Source organism: Coprobacter fastidiosus, assembly GCF_982245605.1.
The window spans coordinates 1-26,567 of record NZ_CEVCIF010000050.1 but is presented as its reverse complement, the minus strand read 5'-3'; the positions used below and the strand labels follow the sequence as shown (position 1 = coordinate 26,567).

Below are 26,567 nucleotides of genomic sequence, written 5' to 3'. Positions count from 1 at the left end.
TGAATTTCCGAAATATTTTGTACCTTAGCCATATCTTAGTCGGGGAATTTCCCCCGTTTTGGCCTTCAAACCTTATTTGCGGGGGAATACCTAAAGATACAAAAAAGCCAGCTAATTCGCAATATTTTGTGTATGAATTAGTTGGCTGATTTTATATTATTTACTGAATGTCCCCTTTTATTAATAATAATTTTATAGTCTTTCTGGATATATAATTTTATCTTTTGACAGGCTCTAATATTATCGGATTATCCTTTGGCTTTTTTGTATGTTATTGCCTTTTATGTGGATAATGTATATTCCCGGTACGAAACCTGATAAATTTAAAATTTCTTCTTGACCTATCGTTATGGAATTTAACCTTGTTGATTTCAGTAATTGCCCGTTTGTATTATATACAGATATGGTTGTTTGGTTATCGGTTTTCCCGAATAATAGATGACATATTCCATTTCCCGAAGTGTAGATTGTCACGTCTGGAATGTTGTTTTTTTCTTCGTATATTCCCGCTGTCATTTTTATACATTCTTTTATGCCATTCCATGCATCTATTTTCCCGAAACCCCAAGTATTATCCCCATTTTCGGAAATAGTTCCTGTATAGTTATCTTGTCGTGCTGTTTTTTTGAAAATGTTTCTGACATTATTCGGGCTAAGTGTCGGGTTTGCCTGAAGCCATGTTGCTAATACTCCTGTAATGAAAGGAGTTGCCATAGAAGTTCCGGACATATATCCGTAATAATATTTTTTCCCGTTTACAATAGTATTATCACAGATACCGCTATCATAAGATTGTGCACTGGAGTATGATGAGATAATTTGATTTCCGGGTGCTGTAATATCCGGTTTTACACGTCCGTCAGCTGTCGGACCTAAACTTGAAAATTCTGCAATCATACCTTCTTCTCGAGCATAACTTCCGGTACGAGTTGCATAAGCTCCTACACTGATTACATTTTTCCCTGTTCCTCCGATTTCTCCGACAGTATATTTTGAGTCACCATCACTCCATCCAGATAAGCCGTTACCGGTGAGTTGACTATAATAATCATCAGCCCAGATATGTACAGTTCCGCTTGTTGCAGTAATTGTTATTCCTATTGCGTAACCAGAATTCATGCTATTTACCTCAGATACTATAAAAGCGTTCGGTTTGTTGTTATTAGCATTTACTTCATAGTAAATTTCAACATATCCGCTAATCCCGTTTTTTAATGAAATAGTTTTAGAACCATTTCCTGAAATATTGACCGTTTCTGAGTATTCAGACTTGTTTTTTGAGATATTATATCGATCGATAGTAATCTGAAATGTTTCTCCGGGCTCACCCCAGATATCAAGCATCGAATAGCGGTCAGAATTATCCAAGAAATCGATAAATGTTTTTAATGTATTATCAGAAGATGTAAATGTTTTGCTGAGATGCATAGGATCACAACCTTCGTTGCCTGCTGCTCCGGCAAATAGTTTTCCCGGACCTTGCAGATTATCTGCAACTTGGTCAAAAGTGGAAGTTCCGTCGTGGGGGCCGATATGAGAACCCAAACTCATATTAATAACACAAGGTTTTCTCACCGATTCGGCATAATCATATATATATTTCATTGCATCCGAGAGGCTTACCTGATCAGTAGTATTGTCATTCAGATCATAGCTGACCAAAACTATATCTGCTTCTCCGGCTACTCCGTAATAAGATTTTGTGTGGTCTGCTCCTGCCGCTATACCGGTTACATGAGTAGCATGAGTTTCGTCTGTTACATCATATTTTGCTGCAAGAATTTCATCAGTAGTTTTATATTCTGTTCCGTAGGTAAAACCGCTTGGAGCTTTACCGTTTTTATTTTGATTCCACACTCGTTTTACCCGTAGTTGAGTTCCGTCTGTATTGTAAAAATTGATGTGTCCGTATTCAAAACCATTATCGACAATTCCTATAACAACATCTTTTCCTAAAAATGGTGTCGTTAAATCTTTCCCGCTTTGAACGTTATCTACTAGAGTCTCGGTTCTGGCTTTATTCATTTTTTGATATATCGGTGTACTGATTTGTACATATTTGATGTTATTTAGGGAGGATATGGTTTCAATTTTGCTGACAGGAATTTGCGCTGTGATTAAAGAATCTATGCAAGTATTGACTCTTACTCCATAACTTTCTAAAAAATAGGGATCTGTTTGAGCCTTTAAATAAATATAAGCTTTAACATAATCGATTTCGTCAATTTTCTTTACTTTAAATTTAGAAGAAAATGTTTTGTCCGTTTTTATCTGTTCCTTTTCATTTATAAAATGCCGTGTATATGGCGACAATTTTGATTGAGCCATAATGAATGTGGCAAAGCAGAATAATAATAGAGAGATAATGGTTTTCTTCATAATCAATATTTTTTAGGTAATCGTAAATTGATAGACTTACTTAGTTCTATGGCAGAAATATCGGGTAGGGTTATTAATTCCGGTAATTGTGAAATCAGGCATGAGAAACTTTTCAGTGTGTCGGTATACGAGACGATTGATATTCCTTGGCTTTCAGCTTTGTTTTTATCGAAATATGGTCGGGTATGTAGATACCCTTTAATATAATATTTCCCGTCAGAATATTTCAAATTATATTTTTCTCGCAGTTGTTCTGACGGAGTGTAATCTTTAGATGATAAATAGCCATTGGCTTCTTTTAGTAAATCGTCCCATAACATTCTGAAATTGTTTGAGAACCGAATTGTATCGGGTAAAACAGATATTTTCATGTATTCGATTTTGTTATTTTTTCCTCCGGGCATAATTGGAATATGCCGGAACGAACATGAAATGCTGTATAATAGAATCGATATTAAAATAATCTTTTTCATAAAATCAGCTATTGATTAAAAATGCGATTAAATCATTTTTTTGTAAAAAAGATTTTATAGAATTTGTTGTTTAAAAACAATATGATACAAATATATGTTATTTAAAATTATCAGCTTGTTGCGAAGCCATTAAATATATCTAAATTCGAATATATTTTTTGTAGGGAATAAGAGATGAAATTCTAAAATAAATAGTTGATTCCGAGGTCTATGCTGTTTGTTCCGTCTTCACGGGAAAAAGCTGCTCCCCATTCTGCCGAAAGAACAAAATTATGGTTCATGACTAGTTTCAGCCCTATTCCTGCGCTTGTGTGGAGACATTCGTTTTTACCGCTGTAAATAATAGGGTCATTGCTTTCTTTTTGCAGTTTCAACCGGTATGGCTGCAGTACAGCCCCTGCGTCGAAAAAAGGGTTCATTCCGATATACCAGTTTTGTTTCAATAGTCTTATCACCCGTGAACGTAATCTTAACTCTATGTTGGTCCAACCGATACCGTTTCCCGTAATTCGGTTACGTAGTACCCCTCTTATATTATTTGTTCCTCCTAATCCTTCAGAATAAGTTTGTCTTATATAGTAAGTATTTATATCTGATAAAAAATAGAACGGAACTCTCCCGACAGGAGTAAGTTGCAATCCGATTCGTCCTGCCAAAGTCAAGTGTTCTTTCCAAAGCGATTGATAATAGCAGACGTTCAAGGTTGTTCTTATAAAGGAGTATCCGTTTTTACTTGTCCAGTCTGGAGAAAAAGCGAAGATAGCTTCTCCATATATACCTTGCGTCGGATCTGCTTCTCTATCACGGGTATCATAAACTATTCCTGCTTTCCATTGCAGAACATTTCCGCCTTTTGCCTCATTCTGATTTATCAGTCCTGCTTTTATATAGCGATTGTAAAGGTTATCTGCTCCGACATATTTTTTCAAGGAAACAGGTTGAATCATCATTTTTTGCCAACTGATGCCTGCCATCCAATTAAGTTGTCCTACAATTTTCCCTTGTAGGCCGAAAATCATACGAATTTGTTTTCGATCTATTTTATAGAAAGAATCATTGTGTGTATCTGAGTAAGGTGCGCTACGACCGTTATATCCGTAAAAATCACACATATTGTCCGGTAAGTATGCAACATCAAATGAGAATCTGTGGTTTTTCCATAATTGGGGAGAATCATAGAAAAACCAGTAAACTCCAGATCCTTTTGTAAATCGGGCTGCTTCGATACAAAATTTATGTGTATAGTCCGGGTAATTTTCCCCATTTCCAAAATCATATAATTCGCAATATATACCGTATTGAAATCCGAGATCGCTATTGTAGGCAATCTCCGGAAACGGTGTCACATTCCATCCTTTCTTATTTTGAGAATTTATCAATGAATCTTGGGGAATGGCATAAGAAATTTTCGGATATAAAATCGTCACTAACCCGAAAAGAGATATGATAATTAATTTAAAGATACATACGGACGATTCATTCATGCCGCGAAAATACAAATATTTTTTTTCGATCGAATGTCTTTTTTTGAATAAATGAGAAAACATGACATAAAACTGTGTTTGAGTATTTGACCGTTACTATTAAAAAGTCGTATTCCTTTTGAAATCAAATTCGTTATAAGTATTATTTTGAAATATATTCGGGTTAATTCGTTAAAAAAATACTGTTTATATGTGTTTTTAATATCAATATGTAGTAATATATTGAAGTATTAAATCATTTTGTTTGTATTTATTGAATATTTGTGTCTAAATGAAATATTTTTGCATAAAAATCTTTCATAATATTTAAAACGAAATGGATATGCAAAAACGTTGGATTATTTTATTCGGGTCATGAAGGGGTGTTTACAGATATAGATTCTAATTTGAATTTTGCTGATATCGCATGGATGATTACTGCAACTATTTTTGTTTTGATGATGACACCGGGGCTCTCTTTCTTTTATGGAGGAATGGTACGGTCTAAGAATGTCATATCTACGATGTTGCAGAGTTTTATTGCTATGGGAGTGATTAGTGTTATCTGGGTAGTCGTGGGCTTTAGTTTAGCTTTTGGCGAAGATGTCGGGCACTTTATAGGAAATCCGGGAACATTTTTTATGTTTGTGAATGTTGGTGGAGCTACAGATAAGTTATTGGCGCCGACGATACCGTTAGCATTATATGCTTTGTTTCAAATGAAATTTGCCATTATTACTCCGTCATTGATAACCGGCTCATTTGCCGAACGTGTTCGTTTTTCTGGCTATCTGGTATTTATGATTTTGTTTTGTATATTTGTGTATTGTCCTTTGGCTCATTGGACTTGGCATCCCGATGGTTTTCTTCGTCAAATGGGGGTTCTTGATTTTGCCGGTGGAATTGTTGTTCATGCCTCTTCTGGAGTTGCAGCTTTGGCCGGAGCTATATTTTTGGGAAGAAGAAAAGAATCGGGACAACCGGCCAATATTCCGTTTGTATTATTGGGAGCGGCTATGCTTTGGTTAGGATGGTTCGGGTTTAATGCCGGATCTTCTTTGGCTGCCAATTCTATAGCTGTAAAAGCTTTTTTAAATACAAATACGGCATCGGCTACCGCAATGATGACCTGGGTAGTATTTGATTGTTTGAGAGGACGTAAGCCTTCTGCAATGGGAGCTGCTATCGGTGCAGTCGTAGGATTGGTCGCCATAACACCTTCGGCTGGGTATGTGACTGTCGGGGAAAGTATATTTATTGCTTTAGTCGTAACGGTTATATGTAATATGGCTGTTTCTTGGAAAAATAAGAAAAATTCTTTTGATGATGCTTTGGATGTATTTCCTACACATGGTGTAGGAGGGATTGTCGGAACTATTATGACCGGAATCTTTGTATATAATGCGACTGAAAATATTACTTATTGGCAAAATCTTTTAAATCATATAATAGCAGTAGTGATAGTTTGCGGATATACATTTATTGTAACATATGCTTTATATTGGATTACGGATAAAATGATCCCTATGCGTGTATCTGAAAAAAGCGAAAAGATCGGATTGGATATGAGTCAACACGATGAGCGATACGGGATTGAAACAAATAGAGAGTTGGCTGAATATTTTGATCATGGTGTAGATACAAAGTCTTGATTGTTCATTAGAAGATTTAGACAGACTTTTAGTAGTTTTGGTTTAAAAAGCGGTTATTTATCAAGAAAACCGCTTTTTTGTTTTTTAGTGACACTTTTGGATAAGAATAGGATGAAAGATAAAATATAAAATTATCGATAATTATTTATGATAGGTCAGGTAACTATTTATAGTTTAATTACTATATCTTTGTTGAGGTAATTTATAATTTGTACCAGATATTAATTGAGTGTAAAATGGCTTTAATACTCTTAGACTTTAAAATAGGTAAATTATTTTATCATAGCCGGAATAGACAAAATAATTCTAATGATTTGAAAATATGATAGTGAAAAAAGAGAATTACATTTTGCGGCCGTGGCGGGAGTCAGACTGTAATTCTTTGGCATATTATGCTAATAATATCAGTATATGGAATAATCTTCGTGATTCATTTCCTCACCCATACACCTCGGACGATGCAGATGCTTTTATCAAGATGGCTTCGGTCGAGCCTTATTCTCAATTTGCAATTGAGGTTTCCGGTCGGGCAGTAGGGGGGATCGGATTTGTTCGGCAAAATGATATCGAACGACTTAATGCAGAGGTCGGATACTGGATTGGAGAACCTTTTCAAGGGTTGGGTATTGTATCAGATGCTTTATCTGAATTGATAAGTTATATATTTACCGAAACAGACTTGATTCGTTTATATGCGTTAACCTTTGACTTTAATGAAAAGTCGATGCGGGTATTGAGGCGAAATGGTTTTAAGCAGCTTGCTGTTATGCATCGTATGGGAATTAAAAACGGTAAGATTATAGATATGCATTATTATGAATTGTTGAAACCGTATTGAGTTATTGTTTATATGAAAACCATGAATTCGATTAAAGAGATATTCCGGATTGGGGCAGGGCCTTCGAGTAGCCATACTATGGGGCCTCAAAGGGCTGCGAAAATTTTTTTAGAACGTAACCCCCGAAGTGCATCTTTCAAAGTTTCCCTATTCGGAAGTCTTGCTGCAACAGGTAAAGGCCATTTGACCGACAAGGCGATTTTAGAAGTTTTAGAACCTCATGCTCCTGTACAGATTGAATGGTTGCCGAAAATATTTCTTCCTTTTCATCCGAACGCCATGACTTTTTGTGCTATAAATTCGGAAAACGAAGTTTTGGACACTTGGACTGTATATAGTATCGGCGGAGGTGCATTATCAGAAGAAAATCGGCCACCTATCGGAGAAATTTCTGATGTTTATGACATGTCTCATTTAAGTGATATTTTAAGATGGTGTGAGCATTCGGGAAGAAGTTATTGGGAATATGTTGAGGAGAGAGAAGGTGTGGATATATGGGAGTATTTATCTGAAGTATGGAAAAATATGAAAGAGTGTATACAGAGAGGATTAGACACGGAAGGTGTTTTGCCCGGGCCGTTAAATCTCCGACGGAAAGCCGCCGATTATTTTATTCAAGCTGGAGGATATAAAGAGGCTTTGAGAGATCGAGGATTGCTTTTTGCTTATGCTTTGGCTGTTAGTGAAGAAAACGCTTCGGGACATACGATCGTGACAGCACCGACTTGCGGAGCATGTGGGGTTTTGCCGGCTGTATTATATCATTTGCAGAAAAACCGAGGTTTTAGCGATATGCGTATTTTCCGGGCTTTAGCTACTGCCGGACTGATCGGAAATATCGTAAAGACAAATGCCTCTATTTCTGGTGCCGAAGTCGGGTGTCAGGGAGAAGTCGGGGTTGCTTGTGCAATGGCTTCGGGTGCTGCTACTCAGTTATTAGGAGGAAGTCCGGCTCAAATAGAATATGCGGCAGAGATGGGGTTGGAACATCATTTGGGGATGACCTGTGATCCGGTTTGCGGATTGGTACAAATTCCTTGTATCGAGAGGAACGCTTATGCTGCGGCGAGAGCTTTAGATTCTCATTTGTATGCATCTTTTTCCGATGGAATACATAGGGTCTCATTTGATAAAGTCGTAGAAGTAATGAAACAGACGGGACATGATCTTCCTTCGCTATATAAGGAGACCGGAGAAGGTGGTTTGGCCAAAGATTATACTCAGACCGATTAAAAAGTTGATGCACCATTATTTTTTGTACATTTGTTAGGTTTTAATTGCTGGGATATGTTGAGTTTGTTATTGATTTTATTGAATATATGTATGGGGATTTCCCCGAATTATAAGCCTGTATCTACTGATTTCAAAATCGATCCGCCTTTGCACCGAACTCTGTATTTAAGCGGAAACTTCGGAGAATTGAGGAATAATCATTTCCATTCGGGTTTAGATATAAAAGCTCAGTCTGGAACACCGGTGTATGCTGTCGAAGACGGTTTTGTTTCCCGGATAAGTGTTTCTCCATACGGATATGGTCTTGCAGTATATATCGATCATCCCCGAATAGGTGTAACCACTGTGTACGGACATTTAGATCGTTTTGCTCCATTTATAGATGATATAGTAAAGATGCGGCAATATGCCCAAGAAAGTTTTTCTGTCAATTTCTTTCTGAAAAAAGATGAAATTAAAGTCAGAAAGGGACAAGTAATCGCATATAGTGGAAATACCGGTAGTTCGGGAGGTCCGCATTTACATTTTGAAATAAGAGAAACAGAATCGGAATATTTGTTAGATCCTATGCCTTTTCTCAAAACATATTTGAAAGATACTCGTCCGCCTCAAATTCGTTCAATCGCTGTTTATCCAATTGCAGGAATTGTAAATAACGGATATGTTCGCAAGGATTTTTCCGTTATTCGTCAGAAGAACGGAATTGTGACTCTTTCATCTCCGGTAACGGCATGGGGAAAAATCGTTCTTGGAGTGAAAGCCTATGATTATATGAACGAGACTTCCAATATTTACGGAGTTTATTCTATTCGACTATTTGTGGATGATAAAATCGTCTATTCTTCTGCTATTGAACGCTTCTCTTTTGATAAAAGTCGGGCTGTAAACTCATTTATCGATTATGAGGATTGGATAAAACGTCGATCTTTTATAATGCGTTCTTATGTGGCTATAGGGAATTATCTGCCTGTTTATAAGGATGTTGTTGAACAAGGTGTGATTACGATCGATGAGGAACGTGTTTATAAAATTCGTTATGAACTGAGAGACCGACATGGTAATTTGACAATATGTACATTTTCAATAAATGGAAAAAAGAAAAATATTCTGATGGATAATCCCTCCGATAATGCTTGTGTATATAATCAGAATAATTTCATCGATAAACATGGGGTTTCACTATTTATTCCCAAAGGGGCTCTTTACGAAAATATTCAATTAAAATGTTTCCAGAATAGCGATAATTCTTATGTTGTGGGGCAAGAATGCGTGCCTTTGCATTTATATTGTAATTTAAGAATCAAAATACCCTCAGATACCCTTAATAATAAAAAACAATACTATTTAGCTCGAGTATTCGGGAATAAAGAGATTCCTTATACCGGTACATATATGAATGGGTATTTAGAAGTTAAAATAAGAGAATTAGGAACATTTGTTGTTAAATCAGATACCGTAAATCCTGTCATTACTCCTATGTCTCCTGCCCAATGGGGAAATACAGGAAAGATTCGTATCAGAATAGGAGATAAGCATACTGGAGTCGAGTCTTACAGAGGTGAAATTGATGGCAAATTTGCACTTCTTGAGATGGATGGCAAGACTGCAATATTGAGCTGCAAGCTCGATCCGGTACGTGTAAAAAGGAATAAAAAGCACCATTTTAGACTTACGGTTACAGATCGTTGCGGAAACCGGGCGGTTTATGAGAATTCATTTTATTGGTAAATACCTAACACATATTTTATGAAAAAATTTATCTTATTATGCACATTTTGTTGGGGAATGCTTGTTCCCGGAGCACGAGCATGTACAAGTTTTTTGGCTGGTAGGAATGCCACAATAGATGGCTCTACATTTATAACATACGCGGCCGATTCCCATACATTGTATGGAGCTTTAAAATTTATCCCGGCAGCAAGACATCCTAAAAACAGCACTATGGAAATCAGAGAGTGGGATACGAATAAATTATTAGGACATATTCCTCAAGTCGAATATACATATAAAGTGGTCGGTAATATGAATGAACATCAATTGTCTATAACCGAATCTACATGGGGAGGGCGTCCTGAACTTGTAGATACTACGGGTATAATTGATTATGGCAGTTTGATGTATATTGCTTTGCAGCGAGCTAAGACAGCGAGAGAAGCGATTACGGTCATGACCGATCTGGTTAGCGAATATGGCTATTATAGTTCAGGAGAATCTTTTTCTATTGCTGATCCTGAAGAAGTGTGGATTATGGAGATGATTGGAAAAGGACCTCAAAATCAGGGTGCTGTATGGGTTGCCGTACGCATTCCCGATGATTGCATTGCCGCACATGCCAATCAGTCTCGCATTCATAAGTTCCCGTTAGATGATAAAGAAAATTGCCTATATTCTCCTGATGTCATATCATTTGCTCGGGAACAAGGTTATTTCAATGGACTGAATAAAGATTTCAGTTTTGCCGACGCTTATGCTCCTGCAGATTTTGGAGCATTGAGAGGATGTGAAGCAAGAGTATGGAGTTTTTATAATCGGTTTAATAGTTCTATGGGTAAATATTTATCATATTTGAATGGTAAATCTAAAGAGTATTTGCCGCTTTATATAAAACCGGATAAGAAGTTATCGGTACAGGATATGAAAGATGCCATGCGTGATCATTTTGAAGGTACACCTTTTGACATGACCCAAGATGTAGGTGCAGGACCGTTTAAATGCCCTTATAGATTTCGGCCTATGACCTTTAAAGTGGATAGTGTAGAATATACTAATGAGCGAGCTGTGGCAACACAACAGACTGCTTTTACACTGGTCGCTCAGATGCGGTCGTGGTTGCCGAATGCAATCGGAGGAGTTCTATGGTTTGGGGTAGATGATACGAATACTTGTGTCTATGTGCCCTTATATGCTTGTTTAAATGAAGTTCCGGAGTGTTATAGTGAATTGAACGGGAGCATGTATGACTTATCTTGGACTTCTGCTTTTTGGATTCATAATTGGGTTGCCAATATGTCTTATTCTCGTTATGATCAGATGATCGAGGATATACGTCCCGTTCAGAAAGATATAGAAACGACATTTTATGTACAGCAGCCTGTAATAGAAAAGGTTGCTAATGATTTGTATCGTAACGATCCTGTAGCGGCAATTCGCTTTTTGAATGCTTATAGTGTAGCTCAGGCCCAACAAACGACTGTCCAGTGGAAAAAGTTAGGAGAGTTTTTATTGGTTAAATATTTAGATGGAAATCGGAAAAAAGAAAAAGGCGGACATTTTTTAGAGAATGGGTACGGTTTACCTGCTGATCCTGATTTCCCGGGATATTCAGAAGAATATTATCGGGCAGTCGCTAAAGATGCTGGAGACCGGTTGAAAGTCGCTTTTTGAAAGATAAAAATTTAAACTGGCTTTAAAACTATTTTGCCTTATATCTCTGTATCGATAAAAACTTTTTTGTATATTTGTGTATTATAGATGTTGTGAAATTTTTCTAAAAAAGAGAATTGTATGGAAAATGAGACCTTATTGAAAGAAGTAACTGCAAAAGCACAGACTTGGCTGGGAGACGGTTATGATGAAGCCACTAAAGCCGAAGTGAGAAGGATGCTTGACAATGATGATAAGACAGAGCTGATAGAGTCGTTTTATAAAGATTTGGAATTCGGTACTGGTGGACTGCGTGGGATAATGGGAGCTGGAACAAATCGGATGAATATATATACGGTAGGTGCTGCGACACAGGGATTATCCAATTATTTAAAAAAAGAATTTGCCGATTTATCTGAAATAAAAGTCGTAATCGGCCATGATTGTCGCAATAATAGTCGTTTGTTTGCAGAGATTTCTGCAGATATTTTTTCTGCCAACGGAATCAAGGTATACCTTTTTGAATCATTAAGACCTACTCCCGAGATGTCTTTTGCCATAAGAGCATTAGGATGCCAAAGCGGTATTATCCTGACAGCATCTCACAATCCGAAAGAATACAACGGATACAAGGCATATTGGAATGATGGCGCTCAAATGATCTCTCCGCACGATAAGAATACGATTGCTGAAGTGAATAAGATACGTTCTATTGCCGATATCAAGTTTAAAGGAAATCCAGCTTTGATCGAAATAATCGGAGAAGAGGTGGATAAACTTTTCCTTGATAAAATTAAAACATTGTCGTTGAGTCCTGATGCGATCGAACGGCATAAAGACATGAAAATTGTTTATACGCCTATACATGGTACAGGAGTGAAGTTGGTTCCGGCATCATTGAAAAATTTTGGATTTACGAATATCATTCACGTTCCGGAACAAGATGTTGTCAGCGGGGATTTTCCGACAGTAATTTCTCCGAATCCCGAAGAGCCGGCAGCTTTGGATATGGCTATACGTAAAGGTATCGAAGTGGATGCCGATATTGTTATGGCTTCAGATCCTGATGCCGATCGTATTGGTATAGCGGTAAAGAATGATAAAGGAGAGTTTGTCTTGGTAAATGGAAATCAAATTGTTATGATTTTGCTTAATTATTTGATGACCAAATATAAAGAGTTAGGCAGACTTACAGGAAACGAATATATCGTGAAAACTATCGTAACGACCGAGTTGATAAAAACAATTGCCGATCGTAATAATATCACTTGCTATGACTGTTATACCGGGTTTAAATGGATTGCATCTGTAATCCGTGAGTTGGAAGGAAAGAAGAAATACATTGGAGGAGGAGAAGAAAGCTACGGCTTTTTGGCTGAGGATTTTGCCCGGGATAAAGATGCTGTATCTGCAATTTCTTTGATGGCTGAGGTTGCAGCTTGGGCAAAAGATAATGGCAAGACTGTATATGAAATGTTACAGGATATTTATCTGACTTACGGTTTCTCTAAAGAAAAAGGTATTTCTGTAGTTCGTAAGGGAAAATCGGGGGCTGAAGAAATCGAAGCGATGATGAAGAATTTCAGGAATAATCCGATGACGGAGATTGCCGGTTCGAAAGTTATTCTTACAAAAGACTTTTCTACTTTAGTTGCTAATGATTTGGTGGAGAATGAAAAGTATACTTTAGATATGCCGACTACATCGAATGTGTTACAGTATTTTACAGAAGATGGGACTAAAGTTTCTATACGTCCTTCAGGAACAGAGCCTAAAATAAAATTCTATATAGAAGTAAAAGGTGAATTGAAATCTCGTGAAGATTATGATAAAGTCAATGAATTGGCAAATCAGAAAATAGAAGCTGTAAAAGTTTCTCTTGGAATTTGATATAGGTAAAAAATGATAGTAAGGAGGATTATAGAAAAACCAAAATTTTCTATAATCCTTTTTATTATATCTTTCGATAAGCTTTGGGAGAAATACCAGTATGTTGTTTAAAATATTTCCCGAAAAAAGATTGATTGGCAAAATTTAGTTCTACTGAAATTTCCTGAATTGTCATGTTACTTGATTTAAGTAATGCTTTAGCGGCCAAAATAACTTGTTCATCGATCCACTCTCCAGCAGATTTTCCGCTTATCTCTTTAATTACACAAGAAAGGTATTTAGGAGTCAAATATAGTTTGTCTGCATAAAAGGTCACAGAGCGTTGTTGTTTATAATGCATGGCGACTGTTTTTAAAAAAGATTCGAATACCTCCGTTTTTCTGGATTTTCGTATCGATTTCTCTGGAATTTTTTTCTTGGTAATATTGGCAATTTCATAAAATAAGGATTTCAATAATATGCGTATGATTTCTTTGCGATAAATATTCTCTGTTTCCTTTACCTTGTTTCGCAAAAAAGAATGATATTCTTTTAAACATTTTATTTCATTCGGGTTAAGTGTAGTTTTAGGGGATTCTTTTGCGTAAAAAAATACAGATAGCATATCTTCTGTGCTGGGAAGAATCTCGTTACTGAAATTTTTTGACACGACTATAAATAATCCCGAAACATCATCGCTTTTCTCGCATAACATGACGATCTGATTTGGCATAAGCAAGATCATATCGTTCGGGCATATATTATATTCATTCAGATTGATTGTTATTTTACAATTTCCTTTCAGGCAAAGTGCGAAAACTGTTGTTTCGATGATCGAAGGATACTCAAACAGCGGAATATTATTGATGTTATCCAGTATGGCGAAGTCTGTATCTATCAGATCGATCGTGTTGTAGTTTTTTACGGATGATAAATCTATTTTAGGAACTGATATATGTTTCATAATATTTCATTTATGACATAAACGTATATATTTTTTTTAAATAATAGGCTGTTTATTCTTTATTAAATGACTTATAGAACAATTATAACGCGAAATAGAACTTTAGAGGGAAATATTGAACCGGATAAATGTGATAAAATAAAATTGGGAAAAGGGTCGGAAGTAATTTAATTGCTTCTTTTTTGAATAATAATAAAATAATTATGGGCAAAATATAAAGAAAATAATGTTTTTATTTGTATAAAATTTATATAGATAATGTCGTTGCTTAAAATCAAGTGATTATATTGAAAATTTAGTAATAAGATGTAATAGAAATGACGATTTGTTATGCTTGTTCTTTTGAAAAGGATTCGAAAAAGATAATATATGAGAGATTTTTTGTTAATAAGATTATTATTGATTGTGGTTTTCGGAATAGTTCTTATTCCCGAAGCCATAGCTCGAAAAAAGAAGAAAATAGATGCAGAAGCTGTTCCAGTAACGTTATATTTGAACAAAATCGTTTCACAATCGAAAAGTTCGATTGTGAAAGGTTATCTGCGATCGGCAATAGTGAATGATCCGACTTTTTTTGAGGTGAGTGAAACTCCTCAAGGAGAGAGAATCCGGTATATCAGCGAAGATATTGATTCGCTAATAGTTATGGATAAACTTAAATATGTAAAGCGAAAATGTAAAAATATCGGCTTTATGGCAGGAAAACCGAAAATCCGTTGGGTTAGGATTGAATATGATGGAAATGGTATTGATGTATATTCTGCATTTTTTGTTATTCAAAATAGAGTAAATAATATAACTACTGTTAGCAGAGAAATGTATTATTATTTCAGTATTGATAAAGATATTGCAATATTTACATCCCGTCAATATCTATCTGCGCCCTATGTAATTGGCACACCGGCAGTGAATAGAACACAAATGGCATATTATTTCTGCAAAATTTATGATTATCCTGAATTTGCATTGCGTATTAAGGCAAAAGAATTTGAAGATATGATGAGTGTCGTAAAAAGCTGGGAAACGGAATATGGTGACCGCCCGGTAAAAAGAGTAGCTGGAAAAATTGAAAATGATCAGCTTGGCGTTCAAAATTCTATTACAGTTGTTAGCGGAACTGAGTCGGCTTCATGGAAAAGAGTGAAGAATGAAGTCGTGTTTCCCCAATATATGAGAACTATGCAAATAGGAATTGCTCCGGATATCGCTCCTTGGTCGCGAAAAATCAAACATGGAGGAAATGGTTATAAAATAGACATTCCTCCCATCGGTATTTATTCAGATATTTGTTTCCTTGATTTCAGTAAGTTGGGGAGCATCGGGTATTTGTTCGGAGCTACTTATAGCAAATATAGTTATAATTGGGAATGGGATAATGGTTATGGTCCAAAGACAAAGGCAACATCTTGTAATAGATTTGATATTTGTGCCGGATTAAGTTGGCATTTAACTCTTTGTCACAACTTTGAGTTCTATGCACGTTTGATGATGGACTTGAATATGACCGGAAATCGAACAATTGATTGCGAAAGTGGTGAAAAAATGATTGCTGAGAGTAATATGGACACGAGTGTCAGCGGCATTGCAATCGCAGGTTTACGTTATTACTTTTGTAAAAAAGTAGGCGTGTATGTAGAGAGTGGCTATGATATCGGCTATGTTTCCGGTGGATTTTCTTTTCGGTTTTAAATAGTAAAAATATCAAATTATGAAAAAGTTTTTTACAGTATTGAGTTGTGTTATAGCACTTTCTTTTTTGTCAGTTGGTTGTTCGAAAGACGATGATGAAGATGGGGACGGGGATGTTGAGGTTACAACCGGAATGACATGGGAGAAGTTGGTCGAGAAGTATCCGTTTATGGGAAATTTCCCGAAGTATGAAGGCGATATAGAATTGCATCAGTATAATAAAACATTCGGTTTAGAAAGTGTTGCTTTCTTCGATTATAAATGTGATGCATCTATGGCTACGGAATATTATGCAAAACTTGCCTCTGAAAATTTTTTGGTGAATCCTAATGCGGAAGGAATTTATACGAAGACGGTTAATGATTATGAGCTGATTTTTACAGGTTCACATGCTGCCGGCAATTTCGGTATGGTCTTTTCTTGTCAATCGGTAGAGTAATGTTAGGATGATATTAATACAATCCAAAAAGAAATTCCCATCGAATAATTATTCGATGGGAATTTCTTTTATTGATAATGCAAAAATGCTGGATTATTCGTTGAGAATACCATCGCGTTGCATCAATGCTTTTATAGAAGGTTCATGTCCGCGAAAACGTTTATACAATTCCATCGGATCTTCTGTACCTCCTTTTTCGAGAATATTTTTTCTAAAGGATTCGGCAATTTCTCGATTGAAGATACCTTTTTCTTTAAATAAAGAAAATGCATCTGCATCAAGAACTTCAGCCCATTTATATCCATAATATCCGGCAGCATAGCCTCCTGAAAAAATATGTCCGAATTGATTGCTCATTCCGGTTCCGTCGACAATTGGTAATAATTGGGTCGGAGCCATTGCCTTTTGTTCAAATTCAATAACGTTTTCGATGGAATCGGTTTGTGTGTACCAAGCCATATCGAGAAATCCGAAAGATAATTGACGCAAACAGAGATAAGCCGTATTATATTGTCTTGATTTTTTTATCTTTTCGATTAGTTTTGCCGGCATTTTTTTCCCTGTTTCATAATGGGAGGCAAATGTATCGAGAAATTCTTTTTCGGAAAGCCAGTTTTCCATAATCTGAGAAGGCAGTTCTACAAAGTCACGAAATACATTTGTTCCGGAAAGAGATGCATAAGTTGAGTTTGCCAATAAACCGTGTAGAGAATGACCGAATTCATGCAAAAAGGTTTCGACCTCCCCATAAGTCAATAATGCCGGTTTGTCAGCTGTCGGACGAGTGAAATTCATGACGATAGTAATATGAGGACGGCTGTCTTTCCCATTCTCATCTTTCCATTGTCCTTTATATTCGGTCATCCATGCACCGCCTCTTTTGGTTGCTCGAGGATGAAAATCTGTATATAATACGCCTACATATTTATTATTTGCATCAAAAACTTCAAAAGCTTCAACTTCCGGATGATATACGGGAATTTTATTGTTCTTCTTAAATTTGAGACCGTATAAACGTGTTGCTAAACCGAATACACCTTTTTTTACTCGATTCAATTCGAAATAAGGTTTCAGCATTTCATCGTTAAGATCGTATTTGGCATTTTTTAATTTATCTGAGTAATAAGACCAGTCCCATGGCATCAGATCGAAGTTTTTACCTTCCATACCGATTGCAAAACCTTTTATTTCTCGAACTTCTTGTAAAGCTTCAGGTTTGTATGCCTCTAATAACTGGTTTAGCAAGTTATATACATTTCGGCTGTTTTTTGCCATACGGCGTTCTAATGTATACTCTGCGTAATTGTCTTTCCCCATCAATTTGGCGATTTCCATCCTGACTTCAGCAATACGTTTCACGATTTGTGTATTGTCGAACTTTCCGGTCTGGCAGCGAGAGTTATATGCCCGATACATTTTTTCTCTCAAATCCCGACGTGCCGAATATTGCATAAACGGGCCATAGCTCGGATAAGAAAGGTCGAAAAGAAATCCTTTTTTTCCTTTGTTTTGAGCCATTAATGCCGCTGCATCTATCGCACTTTGAGGAAGCCCGTCCAATTCTTCAGGCTTAGTCAATAGCATTTCGAAACTGTTTGTCGCTTTAAGCAGATTTTGTCCGAATGTCAAAGTCAATTGATTTAGCTCGGTTGTAAGTTTACGGTATTTTTCCCGATTTTCGCCTTTCAGGTTAGCGCCTTTGCGTACCATGCTTTCATAAGTATCGTTCAATAGAGCCATTTGTTCGGGAGATAAATCCAATTCTCCTTTTTTGTCGTAAACGAATTTGACCCGTTCGAATAATTTTTCGTTCAGATTGATATTGTTGCCGTGTTCTGAAAGGATAGGCGAGATTCTTTGAGAAATAGCCATCATCTCATCGTTGCCTTCGGCTTCGGAAACAGCGAAGAATATGGTTGATACTTTGTTCAGTAAATTTCCTGATCGTTCTAATGCCTCTATTGTGTTCTCAAATGTAGGTGTAGAACGCTGATTGACAATTGCATCTACTTCTTTTTGATGTTGACGAATACCTTCTTGAAATGCCGGTTCGTAATCTGTTATTTTTATCTTGTCGAATGGTGCGGTTTCTCGGGGTGTTTTAAACTTCCCGAAAAAAGGATTTGCAGCTTGAGTCATATATAAAGTTATTGTTAGAAAAACTATAAATATAAATTTTCTTTTCATGAGAAAGGTTTTTATTAGAGTTGACAAAGTTCTCAAATAATTGATACTTTAACATAAAAGAGCTATTAATTTATATTAATTAAAAAGTAAAAACTCTCTTTACAAGTGCGTATTTTTCTCTTTTAGCATACATTTGTGTCGGGTATAATGTAAAAAATAAAAAAATCATGAAACAGCGATTGCTCTTTTTACTCAAAATATATTTGTGGTTTATCTTCATGTTTATGTTGCAAAAGCCACTATTTATGCTTTTCCATTATAATTTATTCGAAAAAGCCTCTCTTATAGACTGGATGCAAGTTATATACCACGGTCTTCCTCTCGATCTTTCGGTTGCAAGCTATATTTTGGCATTGCCGGTATTCGTGGCTTTAGTAACAGTATGGATACAAGGATTATGGGCAGAATGGTTTTATAAAGGATATTTTGCATTGATTATAGCGATTTTATCTCTCATTTTTATTTCCGATATAGAATTATATACTTATTGGGGATTTAGGATGGATGCAACTCCATTGTTTTATTTGAAGTCTCCTGCCGATGCTATGGCAAGTATTCCGTTTTGGGTTTTGGTTTTAGGAATTATAGGTGTCATTTTATATTTTGCGATTTTTTGGTATCCTTTGAATCGCTGGTTTGTGAAAGGTTCTGGGAAATGGAAATTCTGTAAACATCGTATCAAATCGACATGTTGGTTTTTATTGTTACTCGGTTTGCTGTTTATCCCGATCCGAGGAGGTATTTCGGTTTCTACAATTAATGTAGGAAGGGTATATTACAGTGATAATATGTTGTTTAATCATGCAGCAATAAACCCGGCTTTCAGTTTGTTGGCATCTTTGTCTAAAGGACAAGATTTTAAACAGCAGTATCGTTTTATGGATGCAGATAAAGCAGATCAAGAATTTTCAAAGATGACACATAGTCGAGTTTATTTCCCTGAAAATGACTCTGTTCGATGGATTAATCGTGAGCGTCCGGATATTTTATTAATCATATTGGAAAGTTTTTCCGGCACCGCAATGGAGAAATTGGGTGGAGTTCCGGGAGTAATGCCGAATCTTACCCGTTTGGCAGAAGAAGGAATATTTTTTACAAACTTTTATGCGAATAGCTTTAGAACTGATAGAGGACTTGTCTCGATTTTAAGCGGATATCCTGCGCAGCCGACAACATCTATTATGAAATATCCCGTCAAATCTCAATCTTTGCCTGCCATATCTAAATCATTGCGGAAAGAGGGATATGACATTCAATTCCTTTATGGAGGAGATGCGGATTTTACCAATATGCGTTCTTATTTTATTTCTTCAGGATTTCAAAGCATTGTCTCTGACAAAGATTTCCCGGTTAGTGATTTATTATCTAAATGGGGGGCAAATGACGGCACGACTTTTATTCGTTTCAGTGAATTGATACAAAATCAACAGAAGCATCCTTTTATGAAGGTATTTTTGACACTGAGCAGTCATGAACCTTTTGATGTCCCGTATCATCATTTTGATGATCCTTATCTTAATTCGGTGGCTTATACCGATAGTTGCTTGGGTGCATTTGTCGATCGATTCCGTCAAACTCCCCAATGGAATAATACTTTGATTATTTTAGTGCCTGATCACGCTATGCGATATCCTGCCGGAGTTCAAGAGCCTGATATTGTCCGTCATCACATTCCTATGGTTTGGTGTGGAGGAGTGGTAAATGGCTCTAAAGTGATAAATGATTATGGTTCTCAGATCGATATTGCCGCCACTCTTTTAGGACAAATGAATATAGATTATTCAGATTTTAAGTTCAGCAAAAATATTGCCGATACTACTCAATACAAATTTGCTTATTATACCTTCAAGGACGGATTCGGATATCTGGATTCTGATGCTAAAGTCATATATGATAATGAAGCGGGGAAGGCCGTTTTTTCAGAAGGAGATACTACCGGGAATAAAGAGAACGCAGGTAAGGCATTTCTACAAAAGTTATATGATGATTTAGGTAGCCGGTAATCTCCGGCGGGGGAGATTATCGGTTTAAGGAATACATGAGCTGGTCGATTAGCAACGGAATATCATTGGCAGATATGCCTGCTTGTATCAAATATTTGACATCTTGCCTGAAATTATTAAGGAACGATTCCGCATTTCCTTTATCGTTCTCTATGCTTTCTCTGTATAATTCTATCGTCTTATTCAGATTTTTAAGGGCAAATTCTACATGTCCGGCATTCATATAATCGATAGAGGTCGGTTTATTATTCAGTATTTTTTCGTAATAACGCCGGGCTTGTTCTTGTTTTCCCGCCAAAAAAGAACACCATGCTATAGCCCTCCATGCTTTGGTGCTTTTGGGGTCTAAATAATCGACTTTAAAATAATATTTCAAAGCTTCATCATAATTCTCTTGTTCGAAATAGCAATGTCCGATATTCATCTCTATCGATAAATTATCAGGTTTCATTTGTTCTATTCTCAAGTAGTATTCTAATGCGGCTTCCGGTTTTTTTAGTGTTCTGTAACAAGACGCAATTCTTCTTAATGTCCACAGACTATCGGGATATATCATTTCTGCTTTCAGATATGCGTCTAAAGCTTTATCGTATTCTCCCGACATTTGTAGGCAATATCCTATTTTTTGATATAGTTCACTATCTGATCGATGGTTTTGTAGTAATTTATTGAACATTGTCAGGGCATCGGCATAATATTCTTTCCGGAAATAAAATTCTCCGATCAACCTTAATGTATTGTCATCCGAAAATATAGATTGCAGGAACGAAACCTGGAATAAGTCTATATGAGATGAAAATGGGTCTGAAAATTCGGATCGGAAAGATGAAAGTTTGAAAAATCTATATAAGTCTTGTAAATATTGGTTTGATATGTTTTTCCCTGTTTCATCTGCGTTTAGAGAAAGTTTGTCTTTTTCTATATTTTGCATCTCTATACCTTCGGCATTGAATTGAGATGTCATCATACCTCTTTGGGTTTCCGGTACTTGTGTGAGACTGAGGCAGAAAGAATATTTGTCCGAATTACACAAAAAGTGGGATAAACTAATGAGCTTCTTAAAATTATTATCTTTATCTCCTTGGGTAAAAACGTTGTTCAATGCTGTATATTCAGTATTAAACGGGCGAAACCAGTTAGCGGCTTCTTTAAAAAATGGGAAACTCTTGAGTCCTGAAAAAGTGCTCATAAAAACATCAGCCCCTTCTAATTGTAAATCATTCAGTTCTTTAAGCTTATCGGCAATTCCTGATTGCTCTAAAATTTCCTGCCACTCCGGATTTTTATCCAAGGAGTTCATGTCGTTCATTAGCTCGTCTTGTTTCATCTTTTTATAAATAGACGGGCTTATTTTCATCATTTCAGGAAGCAGCTCTTCTGTAAATTTTCGAGAAATTCGTTCAGTTTCGCGGCTTTTTATTAATTGCAGAAAAATCGTCCGTGTTTCCTTACAAAATCGCTCGTTTTCTTTACAAGCTTCGATTCTTGCCAGCAAATAGGGCGAAAGCTCTATTCTCGTTTTGTATATGTACATAAGAATCAGAACTCCGCATAAGGCTCTTTGACGTATTTCTTCATTAGTCGATTGCTCATAGACGTCTAATAGAATTGCCAATTTTTGTTCGTCATACCGATGCAGTAGATTTAAAGTAAGCGCCGAAACGATTAAACAAGTCGTTTCGACAGGGAAATGTTCTGGAGATAATCCTTCACGTAAAGCTGAGTAATCCCATTCGGTTGCCGGATAGTTGCACCAAATTCTGGTTACAAGTTCTTCTTCTGCTTTTTCTACTTGCTTTCTGAGTTCAATTTGCGTCCGGACATTATTTTCTATATCACTCAATAAACTGTTTAAAGACAGGTTGTTAATGGCAGAATCTAATGTGTCTGACTGTTGCTGAATACTCATCTCCGGATGTAGTTGAAAATATCTTTTCTTAGAAAAATAAAAACCGGATGATTCTTTTTCGAGTAGTAATTCGGTAACTTTATCGGTTAAAGTGAATAAAGATGAAATCAAATTTCTATATACCTGTTCTCGTTCAGGATCTTCGATACCTTCGAACATATACTGGAGCATATATTTATAAGACGTTTCCAGTTCATTCAGTTTTTCGTTGACAGTCCAATCTTGCAATACCGAAGACAATTCAGACAACAGTTCGAATACTTTTTTTATCTGTTTTTTTGCAAGCAATCGATAAATCTCTTGCTGGGTATTTATTATTTCTTTTACTGTCATATCTGTCATATTTTCTGTAACCGATAAAGATAATATTTTACTTCGTAAGTTGTCAAATTTTAAAAATGAATATATTCAAAATGTATGCCAAATTTCTCTTGTAAGGTTTATATCCTTTCAAAATATTGTTCAGGATAATATGTGAATGATTTTTCAGGGAATATTCGCCCGGAATAAAAAGTATTAAGGTCAAGGTTTTTCAGAATTGGATACTGAGCTGTTGAGGATGTAATTTTTCTGTCGGATGTGAAACCGACAAACCGAGTAAACGAATCGGATGTTGCGATATGTCTATTTCTTTCAATAGTTTTTTTGCTAAAGGCAGTATTTCATCAAGGTCTGTTAAAGGATGATGATTACTTATACATTTGGTTTTTTGTGAAAAGTCATTGAATTTTATTTTTAGAGTAAGCGTGTTTCCTTGAAATTTTTTGAGAGTGATGCGTTCTGTCAGTTCACAGGCTACATGATAAAGTTCTATGATAACAGCCATGGGACTAGTCAAATCTTTTTCAAAAGTTGTTTCACAGCCGATCGATTGCCTTATTTTTACAGCTTCTACCGCTCTGTTATCTATACCATGAGCGAAATCATAAAATAGATTTCCGTTTTTTCCGAAATGACTGATAAGAAACTCTAAAGAACATTTTTGTAAATCAGCACCCGAATGAATTCCTAATAAGTGCATTTTCTTTCCGGTCGTTTTTCCTACACCCCAGAATAATTCGATAGGAAGAGATGCGATAAATTTGATTGCTTTATCGGGATGAATGACACAGAGTCCATCGGGTTTTCTATAGTCGGAAGCGATTTTCGCAAGAAACTTATTATAAGAAACACCAGCAGAGGCCGTAAGTTTCAGATTTTCTTTTATTTGTCTTTTTATCTCCTTTGCTATATCTGTCGCCAATTCGATGTTTTTTTTGTTTTCTGTAACATCAAGAAATGCTTCATCCAAAGATAACGGTTCTATAATATCGGTATATTCTCTGAATATAGCGTGTATTTGTTTAGATACCTCTTTATATACCTCCATCCGTCCCGGTATGAATATTACATCCGGGCAAAGTTTCCGGGCTTTGACAGACGACATGGCTGAACGGATTCCGTATTTCCGAGCTTCATAACTGGCCGCAGAGACAACACCCCTGCTTTCGGGACGGCCTACTACTAATGGCTTCCCGACATATTCCGGATGATCACGCAATTCTATGGAAGCATAAAAAGCATCCATATCTATATGTATTATTTTTTTGTTCAAGTGAAATAAACCCTCTTAAAATCTATCGCAAAAATACGCTTTCTTATCAGATTGTCGTATAATAGGATGTAAAAACAGTCTAATAAAAAAAGATATATAGATTATCTTTGCAGTTTAAAAAGATAAAGAATTACATGAAAACTAAGATATTGGCGATTTTTGCATGTTTACTATGGGGATCGGCCTTTGCAGGAGCGAAAATAGGATTTGAATATACAACTCCGTTACATTTGTCCGGTATGCGCTTTATGCTGGCCGGACTTTTGTTAATACCTTTTTTGATATATCAGAAGATCGATTGGATTTCTAATTTGAAAGAGTGGCGTTATATGCTGTTATTCGGTTTTTTACAGACGTTTATACAGTACGGTTTCTTTTTTATGGGATTAAATAAAGTCCCCGCTGCCATATCTGCAATTATCATCGGAGGCGGCCCGTTCTTCGTTGCAGTTATGGCTCATTTCACTATGGGAAATGATCGAATGTCGTTTCGTAAGATTTTGGCTATTGTTTTAGGTATGGCCGGAATCGTATTTATAAGTTTTGCAAAAGGAGGTTCTATTCATACTGACATTTCGTTTTATTACGGAGTCATATTATTGATTATCAGTAATGTTGTAGGAGCATCTACTAATATTATAGTTGCCAAGAACAGAAACAAAGTTTCTCCGGTTATGCTCACTGCATTTGCTAATTTTTCTGGCGGATTAATTCTGTATATTGTATCGTTTTTTACAGAAGATTGGTATGTAAAACCTTATTCATTAGAGTTTTATATTGCATGGATATGGTTGGCGTTGATTCCGGCAGTCGGATTTTCCATTTGGTATTCGTTGCTTAAGAGACCAGAAGTGAAAGTTTCTGAATTGAACATGTGGAAATTTGTCGTACCGGTTGCCGGTGTTGTTTTAAGTTGGTTGCTTGTTCCGGGTGAATATCCCGATTTGTATTCGATATTGGGTATTTTTATTATAACGGTAGCTTTGCTGATTTTACAGAGGCAACCAAATGAAAAATGATGATATCGTGCGTCAATAAATAATTATTCGTTTCTAATTAAAGACTTGTTCTAGAGTCTATCTGATATTTTCCTTGGGTCGAATTTGGAAAATCTCCTCGAAATAACATTCAAAAATATCTGTACAAGATTTAGACAGGCTTTGGGTAAAAAATGATTTTTTCTATGATATTTACGCAGCTATATGTTATATATTTTTGGTATATAATATTTAGAAGTTATGGTATCTATAAAAATCAAATTACGTCATTCATCTGTTTCCGGAGTTCCCGGAACAGTGGTTTATGTATTGCATGAAGGCATGAGGTCTGTCCGGATTGCAACAGAGTATAAATTGTTTCCTGAAGAATGGGATGAAAAGTCCCAGTCTGTCGTTTTTAGAGAAAAATATCGGTTTTCGTACGTAACGGATATAGACCTCCGAATAAAGAACGATGTATCTGCTTTACAAAATATAATTAAATCGTTTCCAAATTATTCGGCAAAGGATATCTTACAAGCATTTCATATACATAGACAAGATAAATCTTTTCTTGCTTTTATGGATAAACAAATAAGATCATTGATAAAGAACGGATGTTTGGGAACGGCCCGGAATTATATGTGCACGAGAAATAGCTTTGCTTCGTTTCTTCATAATCAAGACATTGAGTTTTATTTAATGACAGAAGATTTTATTCTTGAATATGATTCATGGTTGAGAAAGAGAGGTATAACCCGTAATTCTGTATCTTTTTATATGCGTATATTGCGATCTGTGTATAATAAAGCTGCTGCAAAAATGTTTTTTAATCCTGAAAATATATTCAGGAAAGTATATACCGGAGTAGACCGCACTCAAAAGAGAGCTGTAAATGAGGAAATCATTGTTCGTTTAAGTAATTTGGATTTATCCGAACATAAGGCTTTGGATTATGCCAGGGATATATTTATTTTTAGTTTTTATACGAGAGGAATGGCTTTTGTCGATATTGCTTATCTCAGAAAAAGCAATATAAGAAATGGGTTCATACAATATATTCGTCGTAAGACCGGACAGATTATCAATATTCGTATCGAATCATGTATGAAAAAGATAATAGACCATTACAAAACAAAAAGTGAATATATATTTCCTATTATTACATCTTCAGACGAAAAAATAGCATATCGACAATATCAAAATTCACTGAGTTATTATAACAAACAGCTCAAAAAAATTTCCGATTTATTAGGACTGACTTCTCCTCTTACCTCATACGTTGCACGCCATACATGGGCTACAGCCGCAAGAAATAAAAATATACCGCTTTCTGTTATAAGTGCCGGTATGGGACATACATCCGAGAAAACCACGCAAATTTATTTGGCATCTTTAGACAATTCTATTATAGATGAGGCTAATAAATTTATTATTAGTTCTTTATATTATGAAGGGGATAATTCTAGGAAAAAGAAAAAAAGAAAAGTATAGTCTATATAAAAATATCTGTTTCTATCACAGAAGTAGGACTT

Annotated in this window: 18 protein-coding genes; 11 read left to right on the top strand and 7 right to left on the bottom strand. The window is 35.9% G+C overall.

Annotated elements, in window-relative coordinates; translation table 11 throughout:
- Positions 1-240 precede the first annotated feature (240 nt).
- The 3 genes from AC0UMU_RS11705 to omp85 all read right to left on the bottom strand — a co-directional run bounded on the left by AC0UMU_RS11705 (position 241) and on the right by omp85 (position 4,336).
- Positions 241-2,379 carry a S8 family peptidase gene (locus AC0UMU_RS11705; protein ID WP_302548931.1) on the bottom strand — a complete coding sequence of 713 codons (2,139 nt, stop codon included), beginning with the start codon at positions 2,377-2,379 and terminating at the stop codon, positions 241-243.
- A 2-nt stretch (positions 2,380-2,381) separates the two neighbouring features.
- Complete coding sequence (locus tag AC0UMU_RS11700) at positions 2,382-2,852, bottom strand: hypothetical protein (RefSeq protein ID WP_009317114.1); 471 nt, start codon at positions 2,850-2,852, stop codon at positions 2,382-2,384.
- Positions 2,853-3,034: 182 nt separating this feature from the next.
- On the bottom strand, positions 3,035-4,336 hold the full coding sequence (gene omp85, locus AC0UMU_RS11695) for an Omp85 family outer membrane protein (RefSeq protein ID WP_278585719.1): 1,302 nt from the start codon (positions 4,334-4,336) through the stop codon (positions 3,035-3,037).
- A gap of 386 nt (positions 4,337-4,722) precedes the next feature.
- Between omp85 and AC0UMU_RS11690 the strand changes: the two genes are divergently transcribed.
- From AC0UMU_RS11690 to AC0UMU_RS11665, 6 genes are all read left to right on the top strand, one after another.
- A complete protein-coding gene (locus tag AC0UMU_RS11690) occupies positions 4,723-5,967 on the top strand; it encodes an ammonium transporter (protein WP_472300802.1) in 1,245 nt (414 codons plus the stop codon).
- A 322-nt stretch (positions 5,968-6,289) separates the two neighbouring features.
- On the top strand, positions 6,290-6,805 hold the full coding sequence (locus tag AC0UMU_RS11685; protein WP_009317108.1) for a GNAT family N-acetyltransferase: 516 nt from the start codon (positions 6,290-6,292) through the stop codon (positions 6,803-6,805).
- Positions 6,806-6,826: 21 nt separating this feature from the next.
- Positions 6,827-8,038, top strand: a complete 1,212-nt coding sequence (locus AC0UMU_RS11680) for an L-serine ammonia-lyase (protein WP_031258621.1) — start codon at positions 6,827-6,829, stop codon at positions 8,036-8,038.
- Positions 8,039-8,092: 54 nt separating this feature from the next.
- The gene (locus tag AC0UMU_RS11675; protein ID WP_022391153.1) at positions 8,093-9,766 is read left to right on the top strand and encodes a M23 family metallopeptidase; all 1,674 of its coding nucleotides are present in this window, start codon (positions 8,093-8,095) and stop codon (positions 9,764-9,766) included.
- Between the two features lie 18 nt (positions 9,767-9,784).
- The gene (locus AC0UMU_RS11670; protein ID WP_022391152.1) at positions 9,785-11,422 is read left to right on the top strand and encodes a C69 family dipeptidase; all 1,638 of its coding nucleotides are present in this window, start codon (positions 9,785-9,787) and stop codon (positions 11,420-11,422) included.
- 120 nt (positions 11,423-11,542) lie between these two features.
- A complete protein-coding gene (locus AC0UMU_RS11665) occupies positions 11,543-13,291 on the top strand; it encodes a phospho-sugar mutase (protein ID WP_278714244.1) in 1,749 nt (582 codons plus the stop codon).
- Between the two features lie 64 nt (positions 13,292-13,355).
- On the opposite strand, the gene AC0UMU_RS11660 is transcribed toward AC0UMU_RS11665, so the two are convergent.
- Entirely contained in the window at positions 13,356-14,234 is an 879-nt protein-coding gene (locus AC0UMU_RS11660; RefSeq protein ID WP_288641848.1) for a helix-turn-helix domain-containing protein, read from the bottom strand.
- Positions 14,235-14,603: 369 nt separating this feature from the next.
- Between AC0UMU_RS11660 and AC0UMU_RS11655 the strand changes: the two genes are divergently transcribed.
- Entirely contained in the window at positions 14,604-15,923 is a 1,320-nt protein-coding gene (locus tag AC0UMU_RS11655; protein WP_278714248.1) for a hypothetical protein, read from the top strand.
- 19 nt (positions 15,924-15,942) lie between these two features.
- Positions 15,943-16,362, top strand: coding sequence for a hypothetical protein (locus AC0UMU_RS11650; RefSeq protein WP_278714250.1), 420 nt, complete (start codon positions 15,943-15,945; stop codon positions 16,360-16,362).
- A 93-nt stretch (positions 16,363-16,455) separates the two neighbouring features.
- Here the strand turns inward: AC0UMU_RS11650 and AC0UMU_RS11645 are convergent, their stop codons facing one another.
- Positions 16,456-18,549: a M3 family metallopeptidase gene (locus AC0UMU_RS11645; protein ID WP_278714252.1), complete on the bottom strand. Its 2,094-nt coding sequence runs from the start codon at positions 18,547-18,549 to the stop codon at positions 16,456-16,458.
- 167 nt (positions 18,550-18,716) lie between these two features.
- On the opposite strand from AC0UMU_RS11645, the gene AC0UMU_RS11640 reads away from it, so the two are divergent.
- Complete coding sequence (locus AC0UMU_RS11640; protein ID WP_278714254.1) at positions 18,717-20,552, top strand: LTA synthase family protein; 1,836 nt, start codon at positions 18,717-18,719, stop codon at positions 20,550-20,552.
- Between the two features lie 16 nt (positions 20,553-20,568).
- Here the strand turns inward: AC0UMU_RS11640 and AC0UMU_RS11635 are convergent, their stop codons facing one another.
- Together AC0UMU_RS11635 and dinB are read right to left on the bottom strand one after the other, a co-directional pair.
- On the bottom strand, positions 20,569-22,794 hold the full coding sequence (locus AC0UMU_RS11635; protein WP_472300807.1) for a tetratricopeptide repeat protein: 2,226 nt from the start codon (positions 22,792-22,794) through the stop codon (positions 20,569-20,571).
- A gap of 199 nt (positions 22,795-22,993) precedes the next feature.
- Positions 22,994-24,055: a DNA polymerase IV gene (gene dinB, locus AC0UMU_RS11630; protein WP_195595698.1), complete on the bottom strand. Its 1,062-nt coding sequence runs from the start codon at positions 24,053-24,055 to the stop codon at positions 22,994-22,996.
- A gap of 134 nt (positions 24,056-24,189) precedes the next feature.
- Between dinB and AC0UMU_RS11625 the strand changes: the two genes are divergently transcribed.
- Positions 24,190-25,074 carry a DMT family transporter gene (locus tag AC0UMU_RS11625; RefSeq protein ID WP_473979941.1) on the top strand — a complete coding sequence of 295 codons (885 nt, stop codon included), beginning with the start codon at positions 24,190-24,192 and terminating at the stop codon, positions 25,072-25,074.
- Positions 25,075-25,293: 219 nt separating this feature from the next.
- Positions 25,294-26,526, top strand: coding sequence for a tyrosine-type recombinase/integrase (locus AC0UMU_RS11620; protein WP_473979940.1), 1,233 nt, complete (start codon positions 25,294-25,296; stop codon positions 26,524-26,526).
- Positions 26,527-26,567 lie beyond the last annotated feature (41 nt).